General features: G+C 60.2%; 23 protein-coding genes and 1 riboswitch. Of the genes, 18 read left to right on the forward strand and 5 right to left on the reverse strand.

What is annotated here, in order from left to right; all coding sequences use genetic code 11:
- Positions 1-16: 16 nt before the first annotated feature.
- From malQ to GKG36_RS12025, 3 genes are all read left to right on the forward strand, one after another.
- Complete coding sequence (gene malQ / locus GKG36_RS12015; RefSeq protein WP_005938260.1) at positions 17-1558, forward strand: 4-alpha-glucanotransferase; 1542 nt, start codon at positions 17-19, stop codon at positions 1556-1558.
- A gap of 279 nt (positions 1559-1837) precedes the next feature.
- Positions 1838-2626 carry a diguanylate cyclase gene (locus GKG36_RS12020; RefSeq protein WP_154260936.1) on the forward strand — a complete coding sequence of 263 codons (789 nt, stop codon included), beginning with the start codon at positions 1838-1840 and terminating at the stop codon, positions 2624-2626.
- 59 nt (positions 2627-2685) lie between these two features.
- Positions 2686-3126, forward strand: a complete 441-nt coding sequence (locus GKG36_RS12025) for a hypothetical protein (protein ID WP_044953312.1) — start codon at positions 2686-2688, stop codon at positions 3124-3126.
- 143 nt (positions 3127-3269) lie between these two features.
- On the opposite strand, the gene GKG36_RS12030 is transcribed toward GKG36_RS12025, so the two are convergent.
- From GKG36_RS12030 to GKG36_RS12040, 3 genes are all read right to left on the reverse strand, one after another.
- Positions 3270-3953 carry a 5'-methylthioadenosine/adenosylhomocysteine nucleosidase gene (locus GKG36_RS12030; protein ID WP_154260938.1) on the reverse strand — a complete coding sequence of 228 codons (684 nt, stop codon included), beginning with the start codon at positions 3951-3953 and terminating at the stop codon, positions 3270-3272.
- 230 nt (positions 3954-4183) lie between these two features.
- Positions 4184-5317 (reverse strand): redox-regulated ATPase YchF, encoded by a 1134-nt coding sequence (gene ychF, locus GKG36_RS12035; RefSeq protein ID WP_097774170.1) that lies wholly within the window; start codon positions 5315-5317, stop codon positions 4184-4186.
- Between the two features lie 181 nt (positions 5318-5498).
- Positions 5499-6815, reverse strand: a complete 1317-nt coding sequence (locus tag GKG36_RS12040) for a M18 family aminopeptidase (protein WP_154260940.1) — start codon at positions 6813-6815, stop codon at positions 5499-5501.
- Positions 6816-6990: 175 nt separating this feature from the next.
- Here GKG36_RS12040 and GKG36_RS12045 point away from each other — a divergent pair, with 175 nt between their 5' ends.
- The 11 genes from GKG36_RS12045 to GKG36_RS12095 all read left to right on the forward strand — a co-directional run bounded on the left by GKG36_RS12045 (position 6991) and on the right by GKG36_RS12095 (position 19270).
- Positions 6991-8271, forward strand: a complete 1281-nt coding sequence (locus tag GKG36_RS12045) for an L-serine ammonia-lyase, iron-sulfur-dependent, subunit alpha (RefSeq protein ID WP_154260942.1) — start codon at positions 6991-6993, stop codon at positions 8269-8271.
- A 135-nt stretch (positions 8272-8406) separates the two neighbouring features.
- On the forward strand, positions 8407-9105 hold the full coding sequence (locus GKG36_RS12050) for a response regulator transcription factor (protein ID WP_005938284.1): 699 nt from the start codon (positions 8407-8409) through the stop codon (positions 9103-9105).
- Positions 9105-10625 carry a HAMP domain-containing sensor histidine kinase gene (locus tag GKG36_RS12055; protein ID WP_120020658.1) on the forward strand — a complete coding sequence of 507 codons (1521 nt, stop codon included), beginning with the start codon at positions 9105-9107 and terminating at the stop codon, positions 10623-10625. The genes GKG36_RS12050 and GKG36_RS12055 overlap by 1 nt, the downstream gene beginning before the upstream one ends.
- Positions 10626-11053: 428 nt before the next feature.
- On the forward strand, positions 11054-11704 hold the full coding sequence (gene rpe, locus GKG36_RS12060; RefSeq protein ID WP_154260944.1) for a ribulose-phosphate 3-epimerase: 651 nt from the start codon (positions 11054-11056) through the stop codon (positions 11702-11704).
- 14 nt (positions 11705-11718) lie between these two features.
- On the forward strand, positions 11719-12738 hold the full coding sequence (locus GKG36_RS12065) for an RnfABCDGE type electron transport complex subunit D (RefSeq protein ID WP_154260946.1): 1020 nt from the start codon (positions 11719-11721) through the stop codon (positions 12736-12738).
- A complete protein-coding gene (locus tag GKG36_RS12070; RefSeq protein ID WP_154260948.1) occupies positions 12735-13457 on the forward strand; it encodes an Rnf-Nqr domain containing protein in 723 nt (240 codons plus the stop codon). Before GKG36_RS12065 ends, GKG36_RS12070 begins: the two co-directional genes overlap by 4 nt.
- Positions 13454-14065: an Rnf-Nqr domain containing protein gene (locus tag GKG36_RS12075; protein ID WP_005938298.1), complete on the forward strand. Its 612-nt coding sequence runs from the start codon at positions 13454-13456 to the stop codon at positions 14063-14065. The genes GKG36_RS12070 and GKG36_RS12075 overlap by 4 nt, the downstream gene beginning before the upstream one ends.
- A gap of 24 nt (positions 14066-14089) precedes the next feature.
- Positions 14090-15169 (forward strand): putative glycoside hydrolase, encoded by a 1080-nt coding sequence (locus GKG36_RS12080; RefSeq protein ID WP_154260950.1) that lies wholly within the window; start codon positions 14090-14092, stop codon positions 15167-15169.
- 33 nt (positions 15170-15202) lie between these two features.
- Positions 15203-16495, forward strand: a complete 1293-nt coding sequence (locus GKG36_RS12085) for a DUF1015 domain-containing protein (protein ID WP_005938304.1) — start codon at positions 15203-15205, stop codon at positions 16493-16495.
- A 13-nt stretch (positions 16496-16508) separates the two neighbouring features.
- Positions 16509-18425, forward strand: a complete 1917-nt coding sequence (locus GKG36_RS12090) for a DEAD/DEAH box helicase (protein ID WP_097774160.1) — start codon at positions 16509-16511, stop codon at positions 18423-18425.
- Positions 18422-19270: a putative RNA methyltransferase gene (locus GKG36_RS12095; RefSeq protein ID WP_154260952.1), complete on the forward strand. Its 849-nt coding sequence runs from the start codon at positions 18422-18424 to the stop codon at positions 19268-19270. Before GKG36_RS12090 ends, GKG36_RS12095 begins: the two co-directional genes overlap by 4 nt.
- Before the next feature lie 318 nt (positions 19271-19588).
- Here the strand turns inward: GKG36_RS12095 and GKG36_RS12100 are convergent, their stop codons facing one another.
- Positions 19589-20242 carry an ECF transporter S component gene (locus GKG36_RS12100; protein WP_223388517.1) on the reverse strand — a complete coding sequence of 218 codons (654 nt, stop codon included), beginning with the start codon at positions 20240-20242 and terminating at the stop codon, positions 19589-19591.
- Positions 20243-20456: 214 nt separating this feature from the next.
- Between GKG36_RS12100 and GKG36_RS12105 the strand changes: the two genes are divergently transcribed.
- Complete coding sequence (locus tag GKG36_RS12105) at positions 20457-21893, forward strand: PLP-dependent aminotransferase family protein (RefSeq protein WP_154260954.1); 1437 nt, start codon at positions 20457-20459, stop codon at positions 21891-21893.
- On the opposite strand, the gene GKG36_RS12110 is transcribed toward GKG36_RS12105, so the two are convergent.
- Complete coding sequence (locus tag GKG36_RS12110) at positions 21800-22714, reverse strand: hypothetical protein (RefSeq protein ID WP_097774157.1); 915 nt, start codon at positions 22712-22714, stop codon at positions 21800-21802. The genes GKG36_RS12105 and GKG36_RS12110 overlap by 94 nt on opposite strands.
- Positions 22715-22790: 76 nt before the next feature.
- Between GKG36_RS12110 and GKG36_RS12115 the strand changes: the two genes are divergently transcribed.
- The 3 genes from GKG36_RS12115 to GKG36_RS12125 all read left to right on the forward strand — a co-directional run bounded on the left by GKG36_RS12115 (position 22791) and on the right by GKG36_RS12125 (position 25729).
- Positions 22791-22973: a hypothetical protein gene (locus tag GKG36_RS12115; RefSeq protein WP_044953367.1), complete on the forward strand. Its 183-nt coding sequence runs from the start codon at positions 22791-22793 to the stop codon at positions 22971-22973.
- Between the two features lie 198 nt (positions 22974-23171).
- Positions 23172-23273, forward strand: a riboswitch (glycine riboswitch).
- 131 nt (positions 23274-23404) lie between these two features.
- Positions 23405-24922, forward strand: coding sequence for a sodium:alanine symporter family protein (locus tag GKG36_RS12120; protein WP_097774156.1), 1518 nt, complete (start codon positions 23405-23407; stop codon positions 24920-24922).
- Between the two features lie 99 nt (positions 24923-25021).
- Positions 25022-25729, forward strand: a complete 708-nt coding sequence (locus GKG36_RS12125) for a FadR/GntR family transcriptional regulator (protein WP_097780994.1) — start codon at positions 25022-25024, stop codon at positions 25727-25729.
- The last annotated feature ends 58 nt before the right edge of the window (positions 25730-25787 follow it).

Raw genomic sequence — 25787 nt, forward strand, 5'->3', positions numbered from 1 at the left:
TGAGGAAGGTAATAGCATGCGTGAAAGTGGAATCCTGATGCCGGTGTCCAGCCTGCCCGGCCCTTACGGTATTGGCTGCTTTGGCAAGGAAGCATTCAAGTTTGTGGATTTTCTGGCACAAGCGGGCCAGAAGATCTGGCAGATCCTGCCGCTCAGCCCCACCGGCTACGGTGACAGCCCCTATCAGAGCTGCTCGGCCTTTGCGGGCAACCCCTATTTTATCGACCTCGACGCTTTGAAGGAAGAAGGCCTGCTCACCGCCGCCCAGCTCAAGGCCGAAAAATGGGGCACAGACCCCAAAGAGGTGGACTACGGCACTTTGTATGTGAGCCGCTTTAAAGTCCTGCGCACCGCCTACGCCGCATGGCGCAAGCAGTGCGCTGGGCTGCACGGCTGCAGCTATTACTTCCCGGATGATTATTATGCCTTTACCCTCGCCAATGAGGAATGGCTGGACGACTACGCCCTGTACATGGCCCTGAAAGTGGCCAACGGCATGAAGAACTGGGTGGAGTGGGACAAGCCCTACCGCCTGCGCGACAAAAAGGCCCTTGCTGCCTTTGCCGCCGAAAACGAGGAAGAGATCGGCTTCTGGAAGTTCGTGCAGTACAAGTTTGCGGCCCAGTGGCAGGCGGTGAAGGCCTACGCCAACAAAAAGGACGTGCAGATTTTGGGCGACATCCCCATCTATGTCTCTGCCGACTCGGTGGATGCATGGGTGGGCGGCGCGCTGTTTGAGCTGGATGCCGACGGCGGCTTTGCCCGTGTGGCGGGCTGCCCGCCGGATTACTTCTCTGCCGACGGTCAGCTGTGGGGCAACCCGCTGTACAACTGGGCCTACCACAAAAAGACCGGCTACGCGTGGTGGGTGCGCCGGGTGCGCCACGCACTGGGCATCTACGACCTGCTGCGCATCGACCACTTCCGCGGCTTCGATACCTATTGGGCCATCCCGGCAGACAGCACCACTGCCCGCACCGGCAAGTGGGAGAACGGCCCTGGCATGGAGCTGTTCGATGCGCTGGAAGCTGCCCTTGGCAAGCTGCCCATCATTGCCGAGGATCTGGGTGAACTGTTCCCCAGCGTGCGAAAGCTGCTGGCCGACAGCACCTTCCCGGGCATGAAGGTGCTGCAGTTCGCCTTCAGCGGCGGGGACAGCGAGTATCTGCCCCACAACCACGTCAAGAACAGCGTAGTGTATCCCGGCACCCACGATAACACCACCCTGACCGACTGGTGGGAGAACGGCGCTTCCGAAAAGGAAAAGGCTGCCGCTGCCGCTTACCTGCACCTGACCGGCGTAAAGCCCACCGCAAAGGAGCTGGCGGCCATCCGGACCGATGATGTCCGCATCGCTCTGCTGCGCGCAGCGCTGGGGTCGGTGGCTGACCGGGCCATCATCCCCATGTACGACTGGCTGGGTCTGGGCGCGGAAGCACACCTGAATACCCCCGGCAAGCTGGGCGGAAACTGGGCATGGCGCGCCGCTGACGGCTTTGCCGCCAAGGCACTGGCCAAGACCATCCACGACGAGTGCAGTGTGTACTGCCGCGTATAAACAGAAGGCACAGAGCGGCGGGAGCTTGGCAATTTGACGAAAATGTAAAAACTCCGGCAGAAAATTGTGCGTTTTGCTGGTAAAATCGGAAGCTGAATGGTATAATGTTGCTAAAGCGGCATTATACCATTTTTCTTTGCCTGATGCGTTCCCGGCATTTCCGGAAACAGGGCGGGCGCGGGATGCATAATGCGGCAGATGGTTCCTGAACGTATGGGGAACAGGTGACTGCACGCGGGATACGGGAGCGCCGCGTGCGCAGATGATGGGGAAAATTACATGAAGAAAGAATGTACCGAGCAGGATCTACGGGAACTTGCGCGCTCAGCGCAGGCCGTATTTGAGGCAGTGACCCTGACCGAAGCACCGCTTTGTGACGGCTGGCAGGACGATGGCCTGCGGGTGGACTACGAGCTGCGCAATGGCCGTGTGGACTGTGTGCTGCACCGCAGAGTGGAAGCGGATGGCAAATGCTGGGAGCTGGAAATGTGCGCACCGCTGGCAGGCAATGTGCTGCCGGAAGAGCGCATGACGCCCCGGGAGCGGGAACTGTGCCGCGAGGATATGAGCCACGATTTCCTTACCGGCGTGTACAACCGCCGCTATCTGGAAACGGTGTTTGCCCAAAAGCTGGAACAGTGTGCAGCGCAGGGCCGCAAGGCGGCCGTGGCACTGGTGAGCATCGACAACGGCCAGAAGCTGCGGGATACCTACGGCCAGCCTGTGATGGACCAGCTGCACTGCTTTGTGGGCAACCAGTGGAAAAAGAGCTTTGATACCCCTGCGACCCGCGTGGTCTGCCGCCTGACCGGCAGCATCTTTGCGGTGGGCTGTCTGGATGCCGACGGCAAGCAGCTGGCAGAGGAAATGCAGAACCTGTATCGGCAGATGCCCCGGGAATGCATCACCACCACCGGCATGATGCGCCGGGTGCCCTTTACCCTGAGCTGCGGCGTGGCGAGCCTTGAGGATGTCCCTGCAAAGAACTGGCAGGCATTGTATGAGCTGTGCGACGCACGCCTGCGGGAGGCACAGAACGCCGGCGGCGATCAGATGCGTGCAGAATAAAACCAGCGTATAAAATCCCCCTTTTGGCGCAGACTAAGGCCAGAAGGGGGATTTTTTGTATGGAAAACCAGAAGAACGACAACCTGAACCTGCTGGAAGCCGTGGTGCAGAATACCGAGATGGGCAAGAACACCTTGGAACAGATCGTGCCGATGACCGACGATGTGCAGTTCAAGGCCGAGCTGCTGCGCCAGCGCAATGTGTACCACCAGCTCAATCAGGAAGCGCACACCGCCATCGAGGCCTGCGGCGGCACCGCGCAGGGGCAGAGCGCCATGGCAAAGCTGAACACGAAAATGGGCATCAGTATGAAGACCCTCACGGACAAGTCCACCCGCAATCTGGCCGAGATGCTCACGCAGGGCAGCGGCATGGGGGTGGTGGACTGCGTAAAGGCCCAGAAGGATTACCCCAATGCCGCGCCCGGCGCAAAGCGCCTTGCCCAAAGGCTGCAAGAGTTTCAGGAGGATAGCCGGGTAAAGCTGGAACAGTTTTTGTAAAAGAAAACCCTCTCAGGCTCACTTTGTTCGCCAGCTCTCCCGAAGGGCGAGCCATTGGCAAAACGGAAAACGTTTCCGGAATGTCAAAAGCTCCCCCTTTCGGGGGAGCTGGCAATGCGAAGCATTGACTGAGAGGGTTCTTTTTACAGTGCTTCCACCATTGCTGCCACGATCTTGGTGGCGGTGGCTACATATTCCGCAATGCTGAACTTTTTCACCACCAGCACCTCGTGGCCGTCCTCGTCAGCGTTGTCGCTCATGGCGCGCAGGATGACGCAGGGCACACCGTTCTTGGCGGCGATCTGGCTCACAGCGGCACCTTCCATCTCCACGCAGTCGGGGGCGCATTTGGCTTCAATGGCAGCCTTGGTTTCACTGTCGCCCACAAACAGGTCGCCGGTGGCGATCTTGCCCACCAGAGCCTTCACACCCGCTTCGGCGCAGGCTTTTTCGGCGGCAGCGATCAGCTCCGGGTCGCCGGTGTATTCCTTGAGGAACGGCGGGTTCTGGCAGATCATGTCCAGCTGTGCGTCGTGGTACAGCACGGTCTTGCCGATGACCACATCGCCAATGCCGATCTTCGAGGTCATATTGCCTGCGATGCCGGAAAAGATGATCTTCTCCGCGCCGAATTTTGTGATGAGCACCTGCGTGGTGGCGGCGGCATTGGCCTTGCCCATGCCGGCACAGCACACCACCACCTGTCTGTCGGCCAGCGTGCCCTTGTGGTAATCCACGCCGCCGTAGGGCTCCACGGTGACGTTTTCCAGCTTTGCACACAGCTGATCGACTTCATCGGGCATTGCGCCCATAATACCGAAAATCATAGGAAACCTCTTTTACGATTTTAAATGGCCGACGCGTGCGCTCTGGCCATATTCAGGGGAATGACTCTTTTTAATTCAGGAAGGCTGGGAACGAACCCTCTCAGTCATCGCTGCGCGATGCCAGCTCTCCCAAAGGGAGAGCTTTTATGGCTCTTCCGGTTCGCTGCAATCGAGCTCCCCCCTCGGGGGAGCTGTCAAAACCGTCGGGTTTTGACTGAGAGGGTTTCCCTTTAAACATTGAACAGGAATTCAATCACATCGCCATCGTTGACAACGTATTCCTTGCCCTCGGTGCGCTGCAGACCCTTGGCCTTGACGGCGGCGTAATCGAAGTTGTTGGCTTCCAGATCGCTGTAGCCAATGACGCTGGCACGGATGAAGCCGCGCTCGAAATCGCTGTGGATCTTGCCGGCAGCCTGTGGTGCTTTGGTGCCCTTGCGGATGGTCCATGCGCGGCACTCCTTCTTGCCGTCGGTCAGGAAGGAGATCAGGCCCAGCAGATCATAGCTGGCAGTGATGAGGTTGTCCAGACCACTGGCTTCAATGCCCATTTCAGCCAGAAAAGCCTTCTTTTCCTCGGGAGAGTAGTCGGCGATATCCTCCTCGGTCTTGGCGCAGATGGGAATGTAGCGTGCGCCCTCTTCCTTGGCGCGTGCGGCCACCAGCGGGACATACTTGTTGTTTTCGATGCCCTCCATCAGGTCGTCCTCGCCCACGTTGCAGGCGTACAGCACCGGCTTTGCGCTCAGCAGACCCATCTCGTGCAGAACAGCTTGCTGCTCGGCATCGCCCTCGTCAAAATCGAAGCTGCGGGCAGGCTTGCCGGCGCTCAGGTGGTCGGCCAGCTGCTGCAGCCATGCAGCTTCGGCGGCAGCGCCCTTGTTGTTGCCGCTCTTGGCAGCCTTTGCCATGCGGCCTGCGCGGTTCTGCACCACCTCAAGGTCGGACAGGATCAGCTCGTAGTCGATGGCATCGATGTCGGCAATGGGGTCCACGGCCTCAGCCTTGGAAACATCCTCCACCACATGGATGATGTTGTCATCGTCAAAGCAGCGCACCACATGCACAATGGCGTCGCACTCGCGGATGTGGCCCAGGAACTTGTTGCCAAGGCCCGCGCCCTGACTGGCACCCTTTACAAGGCCCGCGATATCCACGAACTCCACGATGGCAGGGGTCTTTTTATTGGTCTGCCAGATCTCGGCCAGCTTGTCCAGACGCTTGTCCGGCACGGCTACGATGCCGCTGTTCGGCTCGATGGTGCAGAAAGGATAGTTTGCGGCTTCTGCGTTCTTGGTGGAGGTGATGGCATTGAACAGAGTGGACTTGCCGACGTTCGGCAGGCCGACGATACCTAATTTCATTTTATTATACTCCTTGCGAAAAAGATTTTACGCTGCGGTAAAAAGCGATATTATAACAGGATAATTGTAGCACAATGGACGTTTTTTCTCAATACTCACTTAAGTGGAAACGAAAAGCCGCCCGTGGAAAAGCAGTGCTGCTTTTCCACGGGCAGTCCTTATGATTCAGGTTGTACGGGTCTTACTTGCAGATGGTAAGGGTGCCGGACGCGGTCTCCTCAAAATGGCTGGCGTAGAATTCCTCCATCAGCCGGATGAGAGAAACGATGTCCCGGGCACCGGCGGTCTCGTAGCAGGAGTGCATGGCCAGCTGGGGCAGGCCGATGTCCACGCAGTTCATGGATACCTGTGCCATGGCAAGGTTGCCCAGAGTGCTGCCGCCGACCTTATCGGAACGGTTGGCAAAATACTGCAGCGGGACACCGGCGCGGGCGGCAAGCTCCTTTGCCACGGCCATGCTCATGCCGTCGCTGGTATACTTCTGGCCGGCGTGGACCTTGACCACAACGCCCTCGTTCATGTAGGTGCAGTTGTTCACATCGGTATATTCCGGGTGGTTGGGGTGCACGGCGTGGGCGTTGTCGGCGCTGAACATGAAGCTGGAGGCCACCGCACGGTGGAAGTCCTCATCGCCGGGGCAGACGTTCTGCGCGATGCGGTGCAGTACGTCGTACAGGAAGGTGGAAGCCGCGCCCTGCTTGGTGCCGGAACCCACTTCTTCGTTGTCGAAAAAGGCGGCAACATTGATGGACTGGGCGCTGTGTGCGTTCAGAAAACCTTTCAGGATGCCGAACACACACTGCTGGTCATCCAGACGGCCGGAGGAGATGAACTCCTCATTGCAGCCCCAGACGGCGGCCTTTTCGCGGATGCAGAGGAACAGGTCGCTGCCAAGGATCTGGTCTTCTGCGACCTGCAGCTCAGCGGCGACCAGCTTTTTCAGCACGCCTTCCTCGGCGGCACCGCCCAGCAGGGGAAGCATATCCACCTGCTTGTTGTAGGAAGCCTTGTCGTTGACCTCGCGGTTCATATGGATGGCCACGCTGGGAATCATCAGCAGGTCGCGGTCCAGTGTGAGCAGGCGGGAGGTGATGGCATCGTTCTCCTTTATCAGCACACGGCCTGCCACCGACAGCGGCCTGTCCATCCATGTGGAGCAGATCATGCCGCCGTAGCCCTCGGTGTTCAGCTTGGTGTACTTCCGGCCCATGTGGATCTCGGCGTTTTCCTTGATGCGGAAGCAGGGGGAATCCGTGTGGGCAGCAGCCACGTTGAAGCTGTAGTTTTCCAGCTGTTCTCCCATGCGGAATGCAAGGATGCTGGAGCCGTTGCGGCAGACAAAATAGCTCCTGCCGGGTTCCAGCTGCCACCGGCGGCTCTCCAGCAGCTCGGAAAAGCCCTCCTTCAGCAGGATGTTCCGGACGGATGCAGTGGTGTGGTATGCGGTAGGATTGCCGTCAATGAAGGACAGCAGCTCCTGTACTTCTTTTTCGATCATTGGGAGTCCCTCCATGGATTTATCGGTTTGGATGCTCCTATTCTACTTCTGCGGTCTGCGCTTTGCAATAGCCGGTCCTGCGGGCGGGGAAGAATTTGTTTTACATTGCGCGGGTTCTATAGTATACTATTCCTGTTGGTAAATATCGAATCGACAGGAAAGGCAGGGAACCGTCATGGAACGCAGTGATCTGCGCTATCAGGCGTATGTAGAAATATTAAAGGAAGAACTGATCCCGGCAATGGGCTGCACAGAGCCCATTGCACTGGCTTATGCCGCGGCCCGGGCACGCGAGGTGCTGGGCGCACTGCCCGAGAGCGTGCAGCTGCAGGTGAGCGGCAGCATTATTAAGAATGTGAAGAGCGTCATCGTGCCCAACACCGGCCACCTGAAAGGCATGGAAGCCGCTGTGGCAGCGGGCATCATTGCCGGTTCGGCAGACAGAGAGCTGGAAGTCATCTCCGAGGTCAGCGAGGACAAGAAGGCTGCCATCCGGGATTACATGCAGACGGTGCCCATTTCCATCCAGCACATCGAGCAGGGGCATGTGTTCGATATCATCGTTACCGAGCGCAGCGGGGATTCCTACGCAAAGGTGCGCATTGCGGATTTTCACACCAACATCTGCCTGATCGAAAAGAATGGCCGGGTGCTCTACGAAAAGCCGCTGCTGAACGAGGAGGCCCGGCGGGACAGCCGGGCCGACCGCAGCCTGCTGAACATGAAGGACATCTGGGATTTTGCCGAGACGGCCGACCTGCAGGATGTGGCGGACCTGCTGGAACGTCAGATCCGCTACAACAACGCCATTGCAGAGGAGGGCCTTCTGGGCGACTATGGCGCGAACATCGGCCGGGTGCTGCTTTCTACCTACGGCAACGATGTGTCTATCCGGGCCAAGGCCAAGGCGGCCGCCGGTTCGGATGCCCGCATGAACGGCTGTGAGCTGCCGGTCATCATCAACTCCGGCAGCGGCAATCAGGGCATCACCTGCTCGGTGCCGCTCATTGAATATGCCAAGGAGCTGCACAGCGGCAAGGAAAAGCTTTACCGTGCCCTCATCATTTCCAATCTGGTGGCCATCCACGAAAAGACCGGCATCGGCACCCTGTCCGCCTACTGCGGCGCAGTCAGTGCTGGTGCGGGCGCTGGCGCGGGCATCGTATATCTGTGCGGCGACGGCTATCAGGCCGCCATCCACACGGTGGTCAATGCGCTGGCCATCGTGTCCGGCATCGTGTGCGACGGCGCAAAGGCCTCCTGCGCGGCAAAGATCGCATCCTCGGTGGACGCGGCCTTGCTTGGCTACAACATGTACAAGTGCCATCAGGAGTTCAAGGGCGGCGACGGCATCGTGATGAAGGACATCGAGACCACCATCAAGGGCATCGGCCGTCTGGGCAAGAACGGCATGAAGGAGACCAATGAGGAGATCATCCGGCTGATGATCGAGTAAGGCCGGGCCGGAATTGTGAAAAAATCATACAAATCCTTCTTTATTTTGTCATAACTCTTCCGTATAATAAGAAGTGGAATACTTTGCTGCTCTGCCTGCCCCGGCGGGCATCCGATAAAATGGGAGGAGATCATTATGGCCAACGAAAAGATCCTCGTTGTGGACGACGATACCAATATCTGCGAGCTGCTGCGGCTGTACCTGACCAAGGAGGGCTATCAGGTTACAGTGGCAAACGATGGCGAAGAAGGCCTGGAAAAGTTCAATCAGGTCAAGCCCGATATGGTGCTGCTGGACGTGATGATGCCCAAGATGGACGGTCTGGAAGTGTGCCGCCGCATCCGCAAGGCGGGCAACACCCCGGTGATGATGCTCACGGCCAAGGGCGAGACCTTTGATAAGGTGCTGGGCTTGGAGCTGGGTGCAGACGATTACATGGTAAAGCCCTTTGATGCCAAGGAAGTGGTGGCCCGCATCAAGGCGGTGCTGCGCCGCTGCCAGACCACCACGGCTGCTGCCGAGAGCACCGAGGGCGTGATCGAATTCGACAACCTGCGTCTGGACATGAACAGCTATGAGCTGCGGGTCAAGGGCAAGGTGGTGGAGGCTCCCCCCAAGGAGCTGGAACTGCTGAACTGTCTGGCCTCCCATCCGAACCGCGTCTACACCCGTGACCAGCTGCTGGACGAGGTGTGGGGCTTTGAGTATTACGGCGACAGCCGCACCATTGATGTGCATGTCAAGCGCCTGCGCGAGAAGCTGGCCGGTGCTTCCGACAAATGGGAGCTGAAGACCGTATGGGGCGTGGGCTATAAGTTCGAGGTGCGTCAGTAATGCGCAAAAGTATCTCGGTGGCGTTCTTCTCGCTGGTGTCCACCCTGATGGTGCTGGGCATCGTGCTGATGGGCGCTTCGGAGTGGGTGCTGTTCAAGAACTACTTCGCCAAGGACCGCTACGAAACACTGGATCAGGTGGTGGGTGTCACCCAGCGCACGGCCCAGTATCTGGTCCAGCAGGCGGAGCTGCCGGAAGGCGATGAGCTGGACGCACTGAGCACCAAGCTGGAGATCATCGGCGAGAGCGCAGAGGCCTATCTGTTCTTTACCGACAACGACGGCCGGGTGATGATCGCCTCCAGCCCGGACAAGCTGGAGAGCCTGACCGTGCCGGAAGAAATGATGGAGAAGATCGACGCTTCCGATGCGGACTACTACCATGTGTTCGGCACGCTGGGCGGCATGCTGGACGGGAAAAGCTACATCACGGTCAGCGAAATGCGCAATGAGAACGGCCAGCCCAGCGGCTACCTGTTCCTGTGCTCTTCCGGTGAGCAGCTGACCCAGTTCAAGCAGCAGTTCTGGTCCAACTTCCTGCTGTCGGCCTGTGTGATGCTGCTGTGTGCCAGCATCCTGACCAAGATCCTGATGCGCCAGCTCACCGACCCGCTGCAGAAGGTGACGGATGCCGCCCAGCGCTTTGGCGGCGGTGATCTTTCCGTCCGTGTGGAGGGAGTGGAAGGCGAAGGCGAGGCAGCCGACCTTGCCCGCACCTTCAACCGCATGGCAGACAACATCCAGATGAACGACAACTCCCGCGGTCAGTTCATGGGCAACATCGCCCACGAGCTGCGCACCCCCATGACCACCATCAAGGGCTTTGTGGACGGCATTCTGGACGGCACCATCCCGCCGGATATGCAGAACCACTACCTGCAGCTGGTCAGTGAGGAAACGGGCCGTCTGGCACGGCTCATCCAGAACATGCTGGATCTTTCCAAGCTGGAAAGCGGCGAATATCAGGTGAATGCCCGGATGTTCAACATCTGGGAGACGATCACCGGCGTGGCGCTCTCGGCAGAGCAGCGCATCAACGACGGCATGATCGACATCGACGGCCTGACCATGGACGAAAAGGTACTGGTCTACGCCGACCCCGACCTGATCCATCAGGTGGTGTATAACCTGCTGGACAACGCCATCAAGTTTACGCCTGCGGGCGGCACCATCCGCTTTGGGGTGGAAAAGCTTGGCCCGGAAGCCGAGATCTCCATCTGGAACTCCGGTCAGGGCATCAGCCCGGAAGCGCTGCCCTACGTGTTCCAGCGGTTCTACAAGGAGGACCGCTCCCGCGGCCTGCACGCCCGGGGCGCTGGCCTTGGCCTGAACATCTGCAAGGTGCTGGTGAACCTTTCCGGCGGGCAGATCCGGGTGGAGAGCCAGCAGGGCGAGTGGTGCCGGTTCGTGTTCACCCTGCCCACCGTGGCCCCGAACCCCGGCGGCATGAAGCGCCTGCCGGACGAAGCCGGCGGTGAACCCACCGTGGAAGACCCTGCAAGCATGAAGCCCGTAGAATGAACTTCCAGCCAGACTGCCCCGGACCCGGGGCGGTCTGGCTGTTTTGGCGTGGGGAAACCTTGCCGCCGATGAAACTCCCCCAGTCATCTCGCTGCGCTCAATGCCAGCCCCCTCTGGGATGGGGCCCTTGGCATGGCGGTAAAGCTTCCGGTTAAAGTGCAAATCTTCCGGGCGTGCCAGAGGCTCCCTCTCCGAGGGAGCTGGCAAAGCCGTCAGGCTTTGACTGAGGGAGTTTACTTCGCAAATGGACAGATCTTTCCAAATACGTCATTTCCGTGAAAAAGCCATTGGCGGGTTTGATTTTTTGCTCGTTTTCATGTAAACTAAAAGGTAACCATGCCCATGCTGTTTTTGCGGTTTGAAACCGCCAGCATAATGGGACAAATGGGAATAAGAAATTATAAAATAACGGAGCGTAAAGATAGAATATGGCAATCGTAAGTCCTTCGATCCTTTCCGCTGATTTTGGCAAACTGGGTGCAGACTGCCGCATGGTGCTGGATGCCGGTGCACAGATGCTGCATTACGACGTGATGGACGGCCACTTTGTGCCCAACATCAGCTTTGGCGTGCCGGTGCTCAAGAGCCTGCACAAAAATCTGCCGGATGCCTTTTATGATGTGCACCTGATGATCAGCCATCCGCTGCAGTATGCGGAAGCCTTCATCAAAGCCGGTGCCACCCTGTACAACTTCCACCTTGAGTGCGAGGACGATATCCAGGCCACCATCGATGCCGTCCGGGCGCTGGGCTGCAAGGTGGGGCTGACCATCAAGCCCGGCACCGAGCCGCAGGCGCTGGCACCGTATCTTGACCAGCTGGATCTTGTGCTGGTGATGAGCGTGGAGCCCGGCTTCGGCGGACAGAAGTTCATGCCCTCGGCGCTGGACAAGCTGCGCTGGCTCAAGGCGGAGCGCGCGGCACGCGGCGCACACTACCTGCTGGAAGTGGACGGCGGCGTGGACAATGCCACCGCGCCCCAGTGCGTGGAAGCGGGCGCTGATATTCTGGTGGCGGGCAGTGCAGTGTTCGGCGCAGCAGACCCTGCTGCAGCCGTGCAGCACCTCGCCAGCCTTTGAAAGGATAACCATTTATGGATGAATCTTTGATCCGGGAGCAGGAGGCACAGCTCCAGAAGACCGGCCGCTACTATAAGCATATCTGCTTTATGGCGGTGCCGGTGCTGTGCATGGCCTGTTTTCTGTACGGTGTGCGCCCGCTGCTGCTGTGCGGCATTGCGGTGCTTACCGGCAACCTGTGCGACCGTCTCGTTTCGCTGCTGCGCCGCCGCGTGTATCAGGGCAGTGACTTTTCCAACGAGAGCTTTGCGCTCGTCATTGCCCTGCTGATGCCGGTGACGGTGGATATCTATGTTCTGATCGCCGCAGTGCTTGCCGGTGTGCTGATCGGCAAGGAGATCTTTGGCGGCTACGGCAGCTACCCCTTCAACCCGGCTGCTGTGGGCTATGTGGTGGCGGCAGTGTCATGGCCGGAACAGGTGTTCCGCTATCCGCAGCCCTATACGAACATCCCTTTGTGGGACGCTTCCATGGTGCCGGTCTCCAGCGCCATTGAGGACACCCTGCGCAGCGGCGGCATGCTGAACATCGGCTCGCTGGCGCTGGGTCTGGGCGAATATGCTGCTCCCATGGGCACTGGCGCTGCACTGGTGATCCTTGCCTGCGGCCTGTTTTTGTGGACCCAGAAGGATGCCCACATGTCTGCATCGATCAGCTTTCTTGTGACCTGTGCGGTCATTGCGTTCTTCTTCCCGCGGCAGGCGGGCCTTGCCGACAGTGCCGTGCTGTCAAATATCCTGCCCCGCCTGCAGTGTGTGCGGGATGAGCTGCTGACTGGCGCGATCCTGTTCAGCGCGGTGTTCCTGATCAACGAGCCTTACACCTGCGTGCACCACCGCATGGGCCGTGTGCTGTACGGCGTGCTGGTGGGCGTTGTGAGCATGGGCTTCCGCTACTATGGCGTGTACGAGACCGGTGTGTGTTTTGCGCTGCTGGTGGTCAACAGTGTGTCGGCATGGATCGACCGCACCGAGGCAAAGCTGTATCACCTGACCCATCTGCAGGCAGATGCCGGAAAGGGGGCAGCACAATGAGACGCGCAACGGCTGAACTGATCGTAAAAGATCCCAACAAGTTTGCCCACCACGACCGTGTGTTCCTGAATAACCCGGTGGTCATGCAGGGCATGGGCCTTGCCCCGCTGGTGGTGCTTGCCACCAGCGGCCAGAATGCGGTGATGCTGGCGGCGGCGGTGGCGCTGCTGCTGGTGCCCTCCCGCGTGCTGGCCTGTCTGCTGAGCCGCCTTGTGCCCCTGCACGACGAGGACCCCGCCCCGGAAACGCTGCAGAAAAAGCTGCTGCCCCGTGCACTGGTGTACGGCTTCAGCACGGCGGTGGTGTATCTGGCGGTGTATCCCATCCTGAATATACTGTTCAGCACCAGCCTGCTGAGCCTTGGCATCTACCTGCCCCTGCTCACGGTGGAGCCGCTGCTGACCTACCGCTTTGGCCGCGTGCAGGAGACGGTGCGCAAGGCTGTCTCCAAGGGCCTGCGCATCACGGTGGGCTATGCTTTGCTGCTGGTGCTGCTGGGCTGCGTCCGTGAATGGCTGGCCGCAGGCACCATGTTCGGTGTGGTTGTCAGCCGCCCGGTGCTGCCCATGGCAAGCATGCCGGCAGGCGGCTTTATCGTGCTGGGTGTGCTGTGCGCCGTATGGCGTGCACTGGCCCAAAAGCGCAAGGCATATCTCACCAAAGAGGCACGCAACCTTGTGGATGTGCATTCCCAGAAGGAGGCGGACCGCGAACAATGAGAGATGTTGTAACAACAAGCGCAGTGTTCTTCAGCTATGCACTGCTGGCGGTGTTCGCGCAGAACGCCGTCTTTACCCGTGCACTGGGCGTTTCGCGTCTGGTGCAGCTGGTGGGCGATGACCGCACCAGCAGCTGGCTGTTCGGTATGCAGCTGTGCATCACGCAGGTGCTGGTAACGCCGTTTGCGTGGTATGCCGGCAGCCGGATCGCGCCGCTGGCAAACCGTGCCCAGCTGCGCCCGCTGGTGTATATTGCCAGCATTGCCGTGGTGTGCGTTCTGGAGCACGCCGTGCTGTGGCTGGCGAAGGGCCTGCCGCACCGCAGCGCATTGCTGCGCATCGTGCCGCTGGCGGGCCTGAACAGCTGTGTGCTTGGCACTGTACTGGTGGAGCGTACCCAGAGCTTTACGCTGGGGCAGAGCCTTGGCTTTGGCCTTGGCAGCGGCCTTGGCTATGTGCTGGCGGTGCTGCTGGTAACGGAAGCCCGCCACCGCCTGCGCAGCAAGGCCATCCCGGAAGCATTCCGCGGCCTGCCCATCACGCTGGTGTATATCGGCGTGCTGGCACTGGCAATCTATGGTTTCACCGGACATTCTGTGATCCTGTAACATTGGCAGGGAGGAGAATCGACAATGGCAAAGTATAAACGTCAGAAGGTCAAGCGCTACCGCCGCAGCTTCTACAGCCGCGGTACACGCATCAAAAAAGGCATCGGCATCGTGGTGCTGGTGCTGGCGGTGCTGGGCGCAGCCTGGCTGGCAGCACCCCACGTGCTGGACTGGGCTACCCACACCTGGTATACTGTGGTGAAGAACCGTGATCTGGAAGCTGAATCGGCATCCCGCGCAGCCGCCTCGTCCGAAGCAGCTGCATCCTCGGCGGTACAGGAAGCGGCTTCGTCCCAGCCGGAGCCGGAACAGCCCAAGGAGCTGGACGGCAAGGCCGTTACCGGCGGCAGCTGGGCCGCAGTGGATGTGAGCACCCTTGCCGATGATGCGGCCATCCGTGCAGCGGCGCAGCAGCTCAAGGCGCAGGGAGCGGATTACGGCCTTGTGACCCTGAAAACACCGGATGGCAGCATCTGCTACGCTTCGCAGGTGCCGGCTGCCGCCCAGAGCATTGCCGACACCACCGTGGACCCGGCCCGCATCGCGGCCATCTTCCGGGAGGAGGGCGTGATCCCTGTGGCCCAGCTTGCAGCCTTCAAGGACCCCATCTCCTCCCGCACCGACCGCAGCATGGCCATCCACTACGGCGACGGCCTGTGGCTGGACGCCCAGAAGGACGGCAATGCATGGCTGAATCCCTACTCCGCTGCGGCAGTGGAATATGTAGGCGATCTGGTAGCCGAGGTGCAGGGCATGGGCTTTGAGCAGGTAGTCCTGACCAATGTCCAGTTCCCGAAGCTCAGCCGCAAACAGGACTACGGCGAAACCAGCGGCGTTTCCCGCGCGGATCAGCTCAAGGCGGATATCGCCGCCCTGCAGAGCCGCTTTGCGGGCAGCATGACCCTGTGGTTCAGCTACACGCTGGATCAGTGCAACACCAACAGCGTGTCGCTGGATGTGCCCGCTGTGACGCTGGGCATGGACAACCTGCTGGTGACGGCAGACAAGGCGATGGACGCCGACAGCCGCACCGCACTGGAGCAGTCTGCCGCCGGACAGGGCGTGCAGCATCTGGTGCTGCACAGCGCCGACATTTTCCAGTAACGTCTCTGGTTTTATAAGAGGGAGGAATCTGCTATGAATACCAAATCCTGCTTTGCACCGGCCCACATCCTTCTGCCTTCGGAGCAGATCCCACTGGAAAAGTGGGGCTGCATTGCCTGCGATCAGTTCACCAGTGACCGGGATTACTGGCAGAAAGCCGAGGCTGCCGCGGCAGGCAGCCCAAGCACCCTGAACATGATCCTGCCGGAGGTCTATCTGGAAGACGGCGATGCCGATGCACGCATTGAGAAGATCCATGCCACCATGGATGACTATGCCCGGAACGTGCTGACCCGCGCGGTGGACGGCTTTGTTTACGTGGAACGCACCGAGCAGAGCGGCAAGGTGCGGCAGGGCCTTGTGGGCATGGTGGATCTGGAAGCCTACAGCTACCGCCGGGGCGAGAAATGCACGGTGCGCCCCAGCGAGAGCACCGTGGAAAGCCGCATCCCGCCCCGCATGAAGGTGCGCACCGGTGCCGCGCTGGAAACGCCCCACATCATGATGCTGGCGGACGACCCCGGCTGCACCCTCATCGAGCCGGTGGCGGCGCATAAAGCCGAACTGCCCAAGGTATACGAAGGCGAATTGATGCTGAACGGCGGCCACATTGCGGGCTGGGCTGTGGAAGACCCTGCCCTCATTGCGCAGATCGAAGATGCGCTGGCTGTGCTGGGCAGTCAGGAAGAATTCGACAAAAAGTATCCGGATGCCACTCGCCGCGACCCGCTGACGCTGGCCGTGGGCGACGGCAACCACTCGCTGGCCACTGCAAAGGCCTGCTGGGAGGAGCTGAAAAAGACACTCACACCGGAGCAGGCAGCAAACCATCCGGCCCGCTGGTGTCTGGCCGAGGTGTGCAATGTGCACTCGCCTGCGATCGAGATCGAGCCGATCCACCGCGTGCTGTTCAATGTGGACTGCGCAGCGGTGCTGCTGAGCCTGATCACGTGGAGCGACTCCAATATGGCCGGCTGCAGCTTTGGCGGCAGCAAGCAGCAGCCCTTCACGCTGGCCGGGCCGCACATGTCCAACGTGCTCAGCTTTGAGGACCCAACCGCACCGCTGACCGTGGGCACCATTGACGAATTTATCGAATACTATCTTGAGCACCACAAGGAAGCCCGCGTGGACTATGTGCACGACGAGCCTGCTGTGCGCGCCCTGTGCAAAAAAGGTGCTGTGGCATTCCTGATGCCGCCGTTTGCCAAGAGTGACCTGTTCAAAGGCGTTGTGATGGGCGGCGTGCTGCCGCGCAAGACCTTCAGCATGGGCCACGCAGAAGAAAAGCGGTACTATGTGGAGTGCCGGAAAATTACGGAATAATTATTGGAGAACCATGACATTTAAAGAATTGAATCTGTCCGCCCCGCTTCTGCGCGCTGTGCAGGAGGCAGGCTATGAGACCCCGTCGCCCATTCAGGCGGCGGCGATCCCGCCGGTGCTGTCCGGCCGGGATCTGATGGGCTGTGCCCAGACCGGTACCGGCAAGACGGCTGCTTTTGCGCTGCCCATGCTGGACCGGCTCACGGCCAATGCGCCCCGCAGAAAGGGTGCCATCCGCGCCCTGATCCTGACCCCTACCCGTGAGCTTGCTTTGCAGATCGGCGAAAGCTTTGATGCCTACGGCAAGTATCTCAAGCTGCGCAGCACCGTCATTTTTGGCGGCGTGGGCCAGGCACCGCAGGTGGAAGCGCTGAAAAAGGGCGTGGACATCCTGATCGCCTGCCCGGGACGGCTCAACGACCTGATCGGTCAGGGATTTATCGACCTCTCGAACCTTGAGATCTTTGTGCTGGACGAAGCCGACCGGATGCTGGATATGGGCTTTGTGCACGATGTGAAGAAGGTGATCGCAAAGCTGCCCGGGGAGCGTCAGAACCTGATGTTCAGCGCCACCATGCCCACCGAGATCGAACAGCTGGCCGCAGGCATCCTGCGCAAGCCCGCCTTCGTCAAGGTGGACCCGGTGTCCAGCACCGTGGACCGCATCCAGCAGAGCCTGTACCATGTGGAAAAGGGCAACAAGAAATTCCTGCTGCCGTGGCTCATCAAGAACCTGCAGCCCCCGGTGGTGAACGCGCTGGTGTTCAGCCGCACCAAGCACGGCGCGGATAAAATTGCAAAAGACCTCACCAAGCAGGGCATCCCGGCGGCGGCCATCCATGGCAACAAGAGCCAGACCGCCCGCGTGACCGCGCTGGAAAACTTCAAGGCCGGTAAGACCAAGGTGCTGGTAGCCACCGATATCGCCGCCCGCGGCATCGATATCAGCGAGCTGTCCCATGTGTTCAACTACGACCTGCCCGAGGTACCGGAGACGTACGTGCACCGCATCGGCCGCACGGCCCGCGCCGGTGCCGACGGTACGGCGGTCAGCTTCTGTGCACCTGAGGAGCAGGAGTATCTGGCAGGCATCGAAAAGCTGAACCGCCGTAAAATTCCCGTGGTGAGCGGCCACCCGTGGGACGGCGTGCCCGCGCCGGTGCGCCCGGAGCCGCCGGTGCGCGGCAAAAAGCCCAAGGCAGCCGCCGCTGAACCGGCAGAAAAGCCTGCCGCAAAGCAGCCGAAGCCCGCAAAGGCCGAAGCGAAAAACGCAAAACCTGAAAAAAAGGCTGCACCCGCACCCAAGGTGCAGGCAAAGCCCGCAAAAACCGAAAAAGAGGAACCACTCATGGATGATACCAAGCGTACTACCGGCGGACGCAGCAATGACCGCCGTTCCAATAATAACAGCCGCCCGCGCCGGGAGCAGAACGCTCCTGCCCGCGGCAGCAATGCGCAGCCCAAGTTTGACCCGCATTTTGTGAGTGCCCCGGAGGCCACTCCGCTGCGCCCGGCCAAAAAGACTCCGGCTGCACCCGCCGCCCCGGCCATCCGTACGGCTGCACAGCCTGCTCAGCAGAACAGCAGCATGCAAGGCCAGAAGAGCCGTCGCAATGACCGCAGCGACCGTCCGGCCCGCCAGAACAGCCAGCCTGCCGCCCAGAGCCAGAGCGCAGAGCAGGGCCGCGGTGCAAACAACGGCCAGCGCGGCCGTCAGAATGCGTCCCGCAATGCACAGCCTGCACCGGCCCGTGCCCCCAGAGCGGAGAGCAGCCGCCGCGGCCGTGCCGCTGCTGCAAGGGACGAAGACCCGGGCCTTATGCTCATCAGCCGTCGTCCGCCGCAGCAGAAGTTCACGAACTTTGAGGAGTATATGAACGCCCACGGCGGTGCAACTGCACCCATTGAGGACCACAGCGACGAAGTATGAGCAAAAATGAACCGTTTGCCCCATGGCAGTGCCCGCTGTGCGGGGAGAAACTGACCGGCGACAGCACCCTGAAATGCACAAAAGGCCACTGCTTTGACCGCGCCAAGGAGGGCTACTGGCATCTGCTGCCGGTGCAGAGCATGCGCACCAAGGCCCCCGGCGACAGCAAGGAGATGGTGGCCGCCCGCCGCGCGTTCCTGAATGCCGGATACTACGGCATCTTTGGCAAAGCGGTGGGTGAGCTGTGCGCAGAGTACGGCCAGCCTGCCAGCCCGGAGGCGGCGCTGCATCTGCTGGATGCAGGCTGCGGCGAGGGCTGGTACGACCGCTGCATCGCGCAGGCGCTTGCCGAAAAAGGCCGCCGGGTGCAGCTGGCGGGTTTTGATATCGCAAAGCCTGCGGTGCGTCTTGCGGCCAAGGCCCTGCCCACGGCACAGTATGCGGTGGCATCCAGCTTCAGCCAGCCGGTGCGCACCGGCTGGGCCGACCTGCTGCTGAACTGCTTTTCGCCCTTTGCACAGGAGGAATTCTTGCGGGTGCTGCGCCCGGGCGGACGGATGATCTATGTGGTGCCCGGTGCCGAACATCTGTACCAGATGAAGGCCGTGCTCTACGAAAAGCCCTATAAAAACCCGGTGCAGCAGATCGCCTATGACGGTTTTGCCGCCATTGGGGAACGGAAAGTGACCGGCCGCGTCATGGTGCCCCACGAACAGCTGGAAGCGCTGTTCGCCATGACACCCTATTACTGGAAAACGCCGCGCGGCGGGGCGGAGCGCCTTGCTGCGCTGTCCCAGCTGGAAACCGATATCTCGTTCCGGTTCCTTGTATTTGAAAAGCTGTAATGATAGCAGTTTGCGTTTTTAATGCACAAGCAACATCCGCAGACTGCATATCGCAAATATGCCGTTTTAATAGGCACTATTTTTGAAAATTGCGATAAAAAGCAGAAACGCTCGTCATGCAGAATTGTGTGACGAGCGCTTTTTTGCTTCAGCTTCTGTCAAAAGCCCCGTCCCCGAGGGGGCTGTCGAGCGAATGCGAGACTGGAGAAGTTCCGTGTGATAGGTCGTCCACGAAAAACACCACTGCCCCCACCGCCGGAGGATAGGAGGAGTCCGGCAGGTGAGGGCAGCAGTGCTGTATCAGGATAGAGAGATCGCTTAGTGTTTTTCGCCCTTGGGCAGCAGACCGGCACGCTCCAGGGCCGGACGCAGGGCGAGGTACAGGATGACCGCACACACGGTGGAGGCCACGCTGTTTACAAAGGTGACGCCGCCTGCAATTTTGGTCAGCGCCTGTGCCACGGTGTATTCCTGACCAAAGATGTACACATTGCGGAAGTAGCCCAGGAACGGGTCGGTCAGCACGTTCAGCAGCAGGCCGGAACCGGCAGAAACGATCACCTTGACGAGATAGCCGGAGCTGTGCTTGTCGAGGTCGCGCAGCTTGAATGCCTTGTGCGCCACGGCACCGCAGGTGATGCCGATGATGAACTTGAGCACAAAGGTGGTGACGGCGTAGCCCGGGTCACCGGCCAGAATATCGGCCAGCGCCAGACCAATGGCACCGGCCAGACCGCCGGACACACCGTCCAGCAGCAGGGCGGTCAGGGCGGTGAAGGTGTTGCCCAGATGGAACGAAGAGCCGCCGTAGAACGGCACACGGAAGAACAGATAGGCCACAAGGCTTAAAGCGGCCATGACACCGGTCATGGCCAGCTCCTTGGTGGTGAAGGTGCGCTTGTACAGCACACTTGCAAACAGAATGACGATGACAACGACTGCCAGAAGCAGCCACATTGCAGTAGTAGACATGATTTACTCTCCCTCCAAATTTCCGTTCCCGCGGCACCAAAGCCCCACTGGGGCTTTGATTGCTTCGCAACCACTTACCTACAATCCTACTTGACATTTGGGTGCCCAGCGGGTATGCTCCTATTATACGCAGAACTGACACCATGAAAATACCCAGAATAAAGTTTTTTAATGGGGTCAGTTTGATGCAATACCCAGACAGGAGGGATAATTTATGGTCCATCTGACCACGGCGCTGGATGCTTCTTCTGGCGTGCCGCTGTACGAACAGCTGTACCGCAGCCTTGCCGGAGAGATGCGAAGCGGCACCCTTGCGGCGGGCACCCGGATGCCCGGCAAGCGGCGGCTGGCGGCAGAGCTGTCCGTCTCGGTGAATACGGTGGATGCCGCCTATCAGATGCTGGCGGCGGAAGGGTATCTGGAATCGCGGGAGCGCAGCGGCTTTTATGTACAGGAATATCTGGCCCTGCCGTCCCGGCCTGCCGGCGGGCCGGAACAGCCCGCACCGCCAAAACCGGAACCGCCTGTGCTGCCGGTGCGGTACGACCTTTCCACCCGCGGGGTAGACCCGGAGCTGTTCCCGTTCCGCACATGGGCGCGGCTGCAAAAGGAGCTGCTCTATTCCTCGCCCCAGCTGCTCACCCACGGCGATGCGCAGGGCGACCCGGCCCTGCGGCAGGCGCTGGCGGAATATCTCTCTGAATACCGCGGTGTGCAGTGCGGGCCGCATCAGATCGTGGTGGGCGCGGGATTGGAATACCTGCTGGGCCTGCTGGCACCGCTGCTGCCCGGCCCTGCAGCGGTGGAAACGCCGGGCTACCCCCGTGCTTTGCAGGTGCTGCAGAACAACGGTGTGCACTGCTGCTGCCTACCGGTGGACGAGGACGGCCTTTCGGTGGAAGCACTGAACCGGTCGGATGCAGCGGTGTGCTACGTCACGCCCAGCCACCAGTTCCCCACAGGCGTCACCATGCCTGCGGGCCGCAGAGCCGAGCTTCTGCACTGGGCAGCCCGCAGGCCGGGCGGGCGGTATATTATAGAAGATGATTACGATTCGGAGTTCCGTTTTGATACCCGGCCTCTGCCCAGCCTGCAGGGCATGGCGGGTGCAGACGGCCCGGTGGTGTACCTCTCCACCTGCTCCCGCAGTCTGGCTCCCAGCATCCGTATCGCCTATATGGTGCTGCCGGAGCATCTTCTGCCTGCATGGCGGAAAAAATACCGCCTTTACTCCGGCACGGTGAGCCGGTTTGAGCAGCAGACGCTGGCCCGCTTTATCACCGAGGGCTACTTCACCCGGCATCTGGCCCGGGAGCGGGTGGCCTACAAGGCCCGGCGGGACGCGCTGGCGGCAGCATTGAACACTGCCTTTGCTCCCGGCGAGCTGACCCTTGCGGGCCTGCACACCGGACTGAACCTGCTGGCAAAGCTCAAAGACCCGCCGCCGGATGCTGCGCTGCGCTGCGCGGCGGAAGCCGAAGGCGTGCAGCTGAGCCTGCTGAGCGATTACGACCTGACCGGAGAAGCACCCTCAGCGGCGGGCACGCTGGTGCTGGGTTATGGCTCGCTGAAGGACGAGGCCTGCGCCTCGGTGGGCGAAACATTGAAAAAGGTCTGCATGGCAGCGCGGGAAGCATCCGTGACCGTGTAAGTGCCGCTGGCGGCATTCCACTGGCCGGGCAGGGCCTGCGCCGCCACAGCGGCGCTGTTGTTGGCAAGAAATTCCAGTGTGCGTTCCAAAGCGTCATAGTCCAGCGCGGTCAGGTCGGTGAGCAGGGCCGAACTGCTGGCACGCAAGGCATCCGGCAGGGTGGCGGGCAGCAGGTCCAGATCCTGCCGGAGAAAAGCATCCCACACGGCAGCGCGGGCCGCTGCGGTGCGTACTGGTGAAAAGGCTTCGTCGGCCTGCAGCTGGCACAAGAATTCGTGCGCGTCCCCGGCGGAAATGCCCTGCACGGCCCGGCTGCGGCCATAGCGGGCAAGCTCTTCCTCGGTCAGTGCGCCGGTAAAGCCTACCCGCACCGGCCCGTACCGGCTGGCAATGCGCTCCAGCACATCGGGAGAGAAGGCCAGATACCTTGTGCCCTCCGGCAGGGCCAGCACCTGTGCCAGCGCTTCGCGGCAGCGGGCCGGGCCAGCGGCGGCATAGCAGCGGGCAAGGGATGTTTCTTCTTCTGCAAAAGGCACGGTGAGCACGGCAGGCACGCTGAGCAGATGCACGCAGTTCTGGCTGGCGTTCAGGTAGGCCAGCACAAAGCCGGGCTGTTCGCCGGAGACGCACAGCAGCACAGTGAGCTGGTCGGTGGTCTTGGGCAGCTGGATGGGCACACCGCTCTCGCTGCGGGCAGCCTGCCGCAGCTGGGTGCGCAGCTGCTGACGGGACAGCAGCACCGTGCCGCCCACCAGCGGCACCAGCACCAGCAGCGAAGCAAACAGTGCTGCCCAAAAGGGCTTCCAACCTCCACTGCGCATGGGATACACCGCCTTTCCTTTGCATAAAGCTTTGGCCTGCAGGCAAGACTTTATGCAGAAAAGGAGGCGTTTGCAGATGAAAAACAAAAAAGAGACTGCACCGACCACAGAGAAAGAACGGGAGAACTTCTGGCTGGAGATCGGCCCCGCCAGCGCCTATTACGGCACAGATTCTTATGAGACCGCGAAAGAAAACGGCGATGCCAGCCCGGATGGCAAAGCCCGGGGGTTTGAAGGCGCGGAGCCGAAAGAAAAGTAAAATAAATTTATGGCAGCGCTATGATGAGGGAGGATAAAAGTAATACCAAAACAAAATTCATCTGTCGGCATAACAGATGAAAAAGCAGCGTATGATATACAAAATGTCTTGCGTACAAGGACAGAATATGGTATAGTCTTTCTATCGCGCACAACTGTGCGCCAGAAGAACTGAAAAAGACGTGCACGGCGGAGAAAGACCGTGCACTCTGGAGAAGCCCGCTTGTAAAGTGGGTGCCGAAGGTGTAAGGCCGCAGGGAAAGCGGCTGTATCTCTCAGGCAAAAGGACAGAGCCATCGTCTTTGCGCAATGGGGCGCAGCCGGGAATGCGGCGCACCCCGGCTGCGGAAAATGAGAGCGCTCCGAATTTTGCGGGCAGAGCCTTTGGTGGGTTCTGTCCGCTTTTGTTTTGTGTATAGGGGGAAAGAGAGAATGGTCGAGATGATCACGCAGGTGAACAATGCCATCAATGGCGTGGTGTGGGGGCCGTTTGGTCTGGCACTGCTGTTCTGCACCGGCTTCTGGATGAGCGCCCGCACGGGCTTTTTCCAGTTCCGCAAAATGGGCTACTGGCTCCGGCACACCATCGGCGCGATCTTCACCAACAAGGACATCACCGCGCATACCAGCAAGGAGGATATGGCCATCAGCCAGTTCCAGAGCATGTGCACGGCGCTGGCGGGCACCATCGGCACCGGCAACATCGTGGGTGTGGCAACGGCCATCGTTTCCGGTGGGCCGGGAGCCATCTTCTGGATGTGGGTCATGGCATTGCTTGGCATGATGACCAGCTTTTCGGAGAATGTGCTGGGCGTGTACTACCGCCGCAAAAACGAAAAAGGCGAGTGGTCGGGCGGTGCCATGTACTACCTCACCGATGGTCTTGGCGCAAAGAAGGGCTGCAAACAGCTGGGCAAGGTGCTGGCAGTGCTGTTTGCCTGTTTCTGCATTCTGGCTTCCTTCGGCATTGGCAACATGAGCCAGATCAATTCCATCGCGGGCAACATGAACGCTGCTTTTGGCGTACCGACCCTCGTCACCGGCCTGTGCCTGATGGTGGTCACGGCCCTTATCGTCATTGGCGGTTTGAAGCGCGTTGCCGCTGTTACCGAAAAGCTGGTGCCGCTCATGGCCCTGTTCTACATTGCAGGCGCGCTCATCATCGTAGTGCTGCACGCGGGCAACATCCCAGCGGCATTTGCGGCTATTTTCAAGGGTGCGTTCAACCTGAACGCGGCAGGCGGCGGTGCGCTGGGCTACGGCATCAGCCAGACCATCACCTGGGGCTTCAAGCGCGGTGCCTTCTCCAACGAAGCCGGTCTCGGCTCTGCCGTCATGGTCAACTCCGCTTCCAACGTCAAGGAGCCGGTGCATCAGGGCATGTGGGGCGTGTTTGAGGTGTTTGCCGATACCATCGTGGTCTGCACGCTCACTGCTCTGGTCATCCTGACCACCGGCGTGGTGGACCTGCAGAGCGGCGCTGTACTGGCCGGTGTGCAGGACAACGCATTGGTGGGTCAGGCCTTCACCGCCGCATTTGGCAGCTTTGGCCCCAAGTTCATTGCTGTTTCCATTCTGCTGTTTGCCTACTCCACCACGCTGGGCTGGAGCCACTACGGAACCAAGGCCGTGGAGTATCTCTTCGGCACCACCGGCAGCCGCATCTACAAGGTGGTCTTTGTGTGCATGACCGTGGTGGGTGCCACCATGAAGCTGGGCCTTGCGTGGGATCTTTCCGACACTTTCAACGGTCTGATGATGATCCCGAACCTGATCGGCGTGCTGGTGCTGTCCGGCACTGTGGTGGACATCACCCGCAACTACTTCGACCGCCGGGTGAAGGGCAAGGACATCGAACCCATGTGGTCGGCTTTCCTGGAGTACCAGAAGCAGGAGGAGGCCGAAGCCGCCGCAGAGGAAGCGGAGCTGGAAAAGGCCGCAAACGAATAAAATACCCAAAAGCAAGGGCTGTCTGTGAATGAGGACAGCCCTTGCTTTTGTCTGCTGCCCTGCCTTATAATAAATTAAAAAACAGGGGAGGGAACAACCATGAGCGAATTTTCCCATCTGAAAAACAAACTCCTTGCCGAACAGGTGGAGGACGAAATTTACCACTATATTCTGGATACCCCGCTGGAGCCGGGAGCCAAGCTGCCCAATGAATTTGAACTGGGCGAAAAATTCGGTGTGGGCCGCAGCACGGTGCGCGAAGCCGTGAAGCTGCTTTCCAGCAAGGGCATCGTGGAGGTGCGGCGGGGCTCCGGCACCTATGTGGTCACGACTGCCAAGGGCCTTTCGGACCCGCTGAACCTGCGCAGCGTGCAGGACAAGAACGCGCTGGCACTGGATCTTGTCAATGTGCGCCTGCTGCTGGAACCGGGCATGGCCGAGATGGCAGCGCTGAACGCTTCCGACGAGGACATCGAGCGCATCCAGCGCCTGTGCGACCGGGTGGAGAGCAAGATCCACAGCGGTGATCTGTACATTGAGGACGACATCGCATTCCATACCTGCATCGCAGAGAGCAGCAAGAACATGGTGGTGGAGCAGCTCATCCCTATTATTGATACGGCGGTCATGATGTTCGTGAATGTCACCCACAAAAAGCTGACGGAGGAGACCATCCTGACCCACCGCATGATCACCGAAGCCATTGCCCGGCATGACCCCATTGGCGCCCGGTCTGCCATGGTGATGCACCTGAACTTCAACCGCAACTGCATCCGAAAGCTTTACGACGGCGAATGGGAAACCTGACGCCGCTGCATTTTACGTCCCCGCACAGTGCAAGGTCTGTGCGGGGACTTTTTATGCC

Source organism: Faecalibacterium sp. BIOML-A1 (assembly GCF_009679715.1).
In the GTDB taxonomy this organism is placed as follows: Bacteria; Bacillota; Clostridia; order Oscillospirales; family Ruminococcaceae; genus Faecalibacterium; species Faecalibacterium taiwanense.

Excerpts from the sequence above, each read along its gene's own strand:
- malQ (WP_005938260.1), top strand. The coding sequence starts at position 17 with ATGCGTGAAAGTGGAATCCTGATGCCGGTGTCCAGCCTGCCCGGCCCT.
- GKG36_RS12020 (WP_154260936.1), top strand. The coding sequence starts at position 1,838 with ATGAAGAAAGAATGTACCGAGCAGGATCTACGGGAACTTGCGCGCTCA.
- GKG36_RS12025 (WP_044953312.1), top strand. The coding sequence starts at position 2,686 with ATGGAAAACCAGAAGAACGACAACCTGAACCTGCTGGAAGCCGTGGTG.
- GKG36_RS12030 (WP_154260938.1), bottom strand. The coding sequence starts at position 3,953 with ATGATTTTCGGTATTATGGGCGCAATGCCCGATGAAGTCGATCAGCTG.
- ychF (WP_097774170.1), bottom strand. The coding sequence starts at position 5,317 with ATGAAATTAGGTATCGTCGGCCTGCCGAACGTCGGCAAGTCCACTCTG.
- GKG36_RS12040 (WP_154260940.1), bottom strand. The coding sequence starts at position 6,815 with ATGATCGAAAAAGAAGTACAGGAGCTGCTGTCCTTCATTGACGGCAAT.
- GKG36_RS12045 (WP_154260942.1), top strand. The coding sequence starts at position 6,991 with ATGGAACGCAGTGATCTGCGCTATCAGGCGTATGTAGAAATATTAAAG.
- GKG36_RS12050 (WP_005938284.1), top strand. The coding sequence starts at position 8,407 with ATGGCCAACGAAAAGATCCTCGTTGTGGACGACGATACCAATATCTGC.
- GKG36_RS12055 (WP_120020658.1), top strand. The coding sequence starts at position 9,105 with ATGCGCAAAAGTATCTCGGTGGCGTTCTTCTCGCTGGTGTCCACCCTG.
- rpe (WP_154260944.1), top strand. The coding sequence starts at position 11,054 with ATGGCAATCGTAAGTCCTTCGATCCTTTCCGCTGATTTTGGCAAACTG.
- GKG36_RS12065 (WP_154260946.1), top strand. The coding sequence starts at position 11,719 with ATGGATGAATCTTTGATCCGGGAGCAGGAGGCACAGCTCCAGAAGACC.
- GKG36_RS12070 (WP_154260948.1), top strand. The coding sequence starts at position 12,735 with ATGAGACGCGCAACGGCTGAACTGATCGTAAAAGATCCCAACAAGTTT.
- GKG36_RS12075 (WP_005938298.1), top strand. The coding sequence starts at position 13,454 with ATGAGAGATGTTGTAACAACAAGCGCAGTGTTCTTCAGCTATGCACTG.
- GKG36_RS12080 (WP_154260950.1), top strand. The coding sequence starts at position 14,090 with ATGGCAAAGTATAAACGTCAGAAGGTCAAGCGCTACCGCCGCAGCTTC.
- GKG36_RS12085 (WP_005938304.1), top strand. The coding sequence starts at position 15,203 with ATGAATACCAAATCCTGCTTTGCACCGGCCCACATCCTTCTGCCTTCG.
- GKG36_RS12090 (WP_097774160.1), top strand. The coding sequence starts at position 16,509 with ATGACATTTAAAGAATTGAATCTGTCCGCCCCGCTTCTGCGCGCTGTG.
- GKG36_RS12095 (WP_154260952.1), top strand. The coding sequence starts at position 18,422 with ATGAGCAAAAATGAACCGTTTGCCCCATGGCAGTGCCCGCTGTGCGGG.
- GKG36_RS12100 (WP_223388517.1), bottom strand. The coding sequence starts at position 20,242 with ATGTCTACTACTGCAATGTGGCTGCTTCTGGCAGTCGTTGTCATCGTC.
- GKG36_RS12105 (WP_154260954.1), top strand. The coding sequence starts at position 20,457 with ATGGTCCATCTGACCACGGCGCTGGATGCTTCTTCTGGCGTGCCGCTG.
- GKG36_RS12110 (WP_097774157.1), bottom strand. The coding sequence starts at position 22,714 with ATGCGCAGTGGAGGTTGGAAGCCCTTTTGGGCAGCACTGTTTGCTTCG.
- GKG36_RS12115 (WP_044953367.1), top strand. The coding sequence starts at position 22,791 with ATGAAAAACAAAAAAGAGACTGCACCGACCACAGAGAAAGAACGGGAG.
- GKG36_RS12120 (WP_097774156.1), top strand. The coding sequence starts at position 23,405 with ATGGTCGAGATGATCACGCAGGTGAACAATGCCATCAATGGCGTGGTG.
- GKG36_RS12125 (WP_097780994.1), top strand. The coding sequence starts at position 25,022 with ATGAGCGAATTTTCCCATCTGAAAAACAAACTCCTTGCCGAACAGGTG.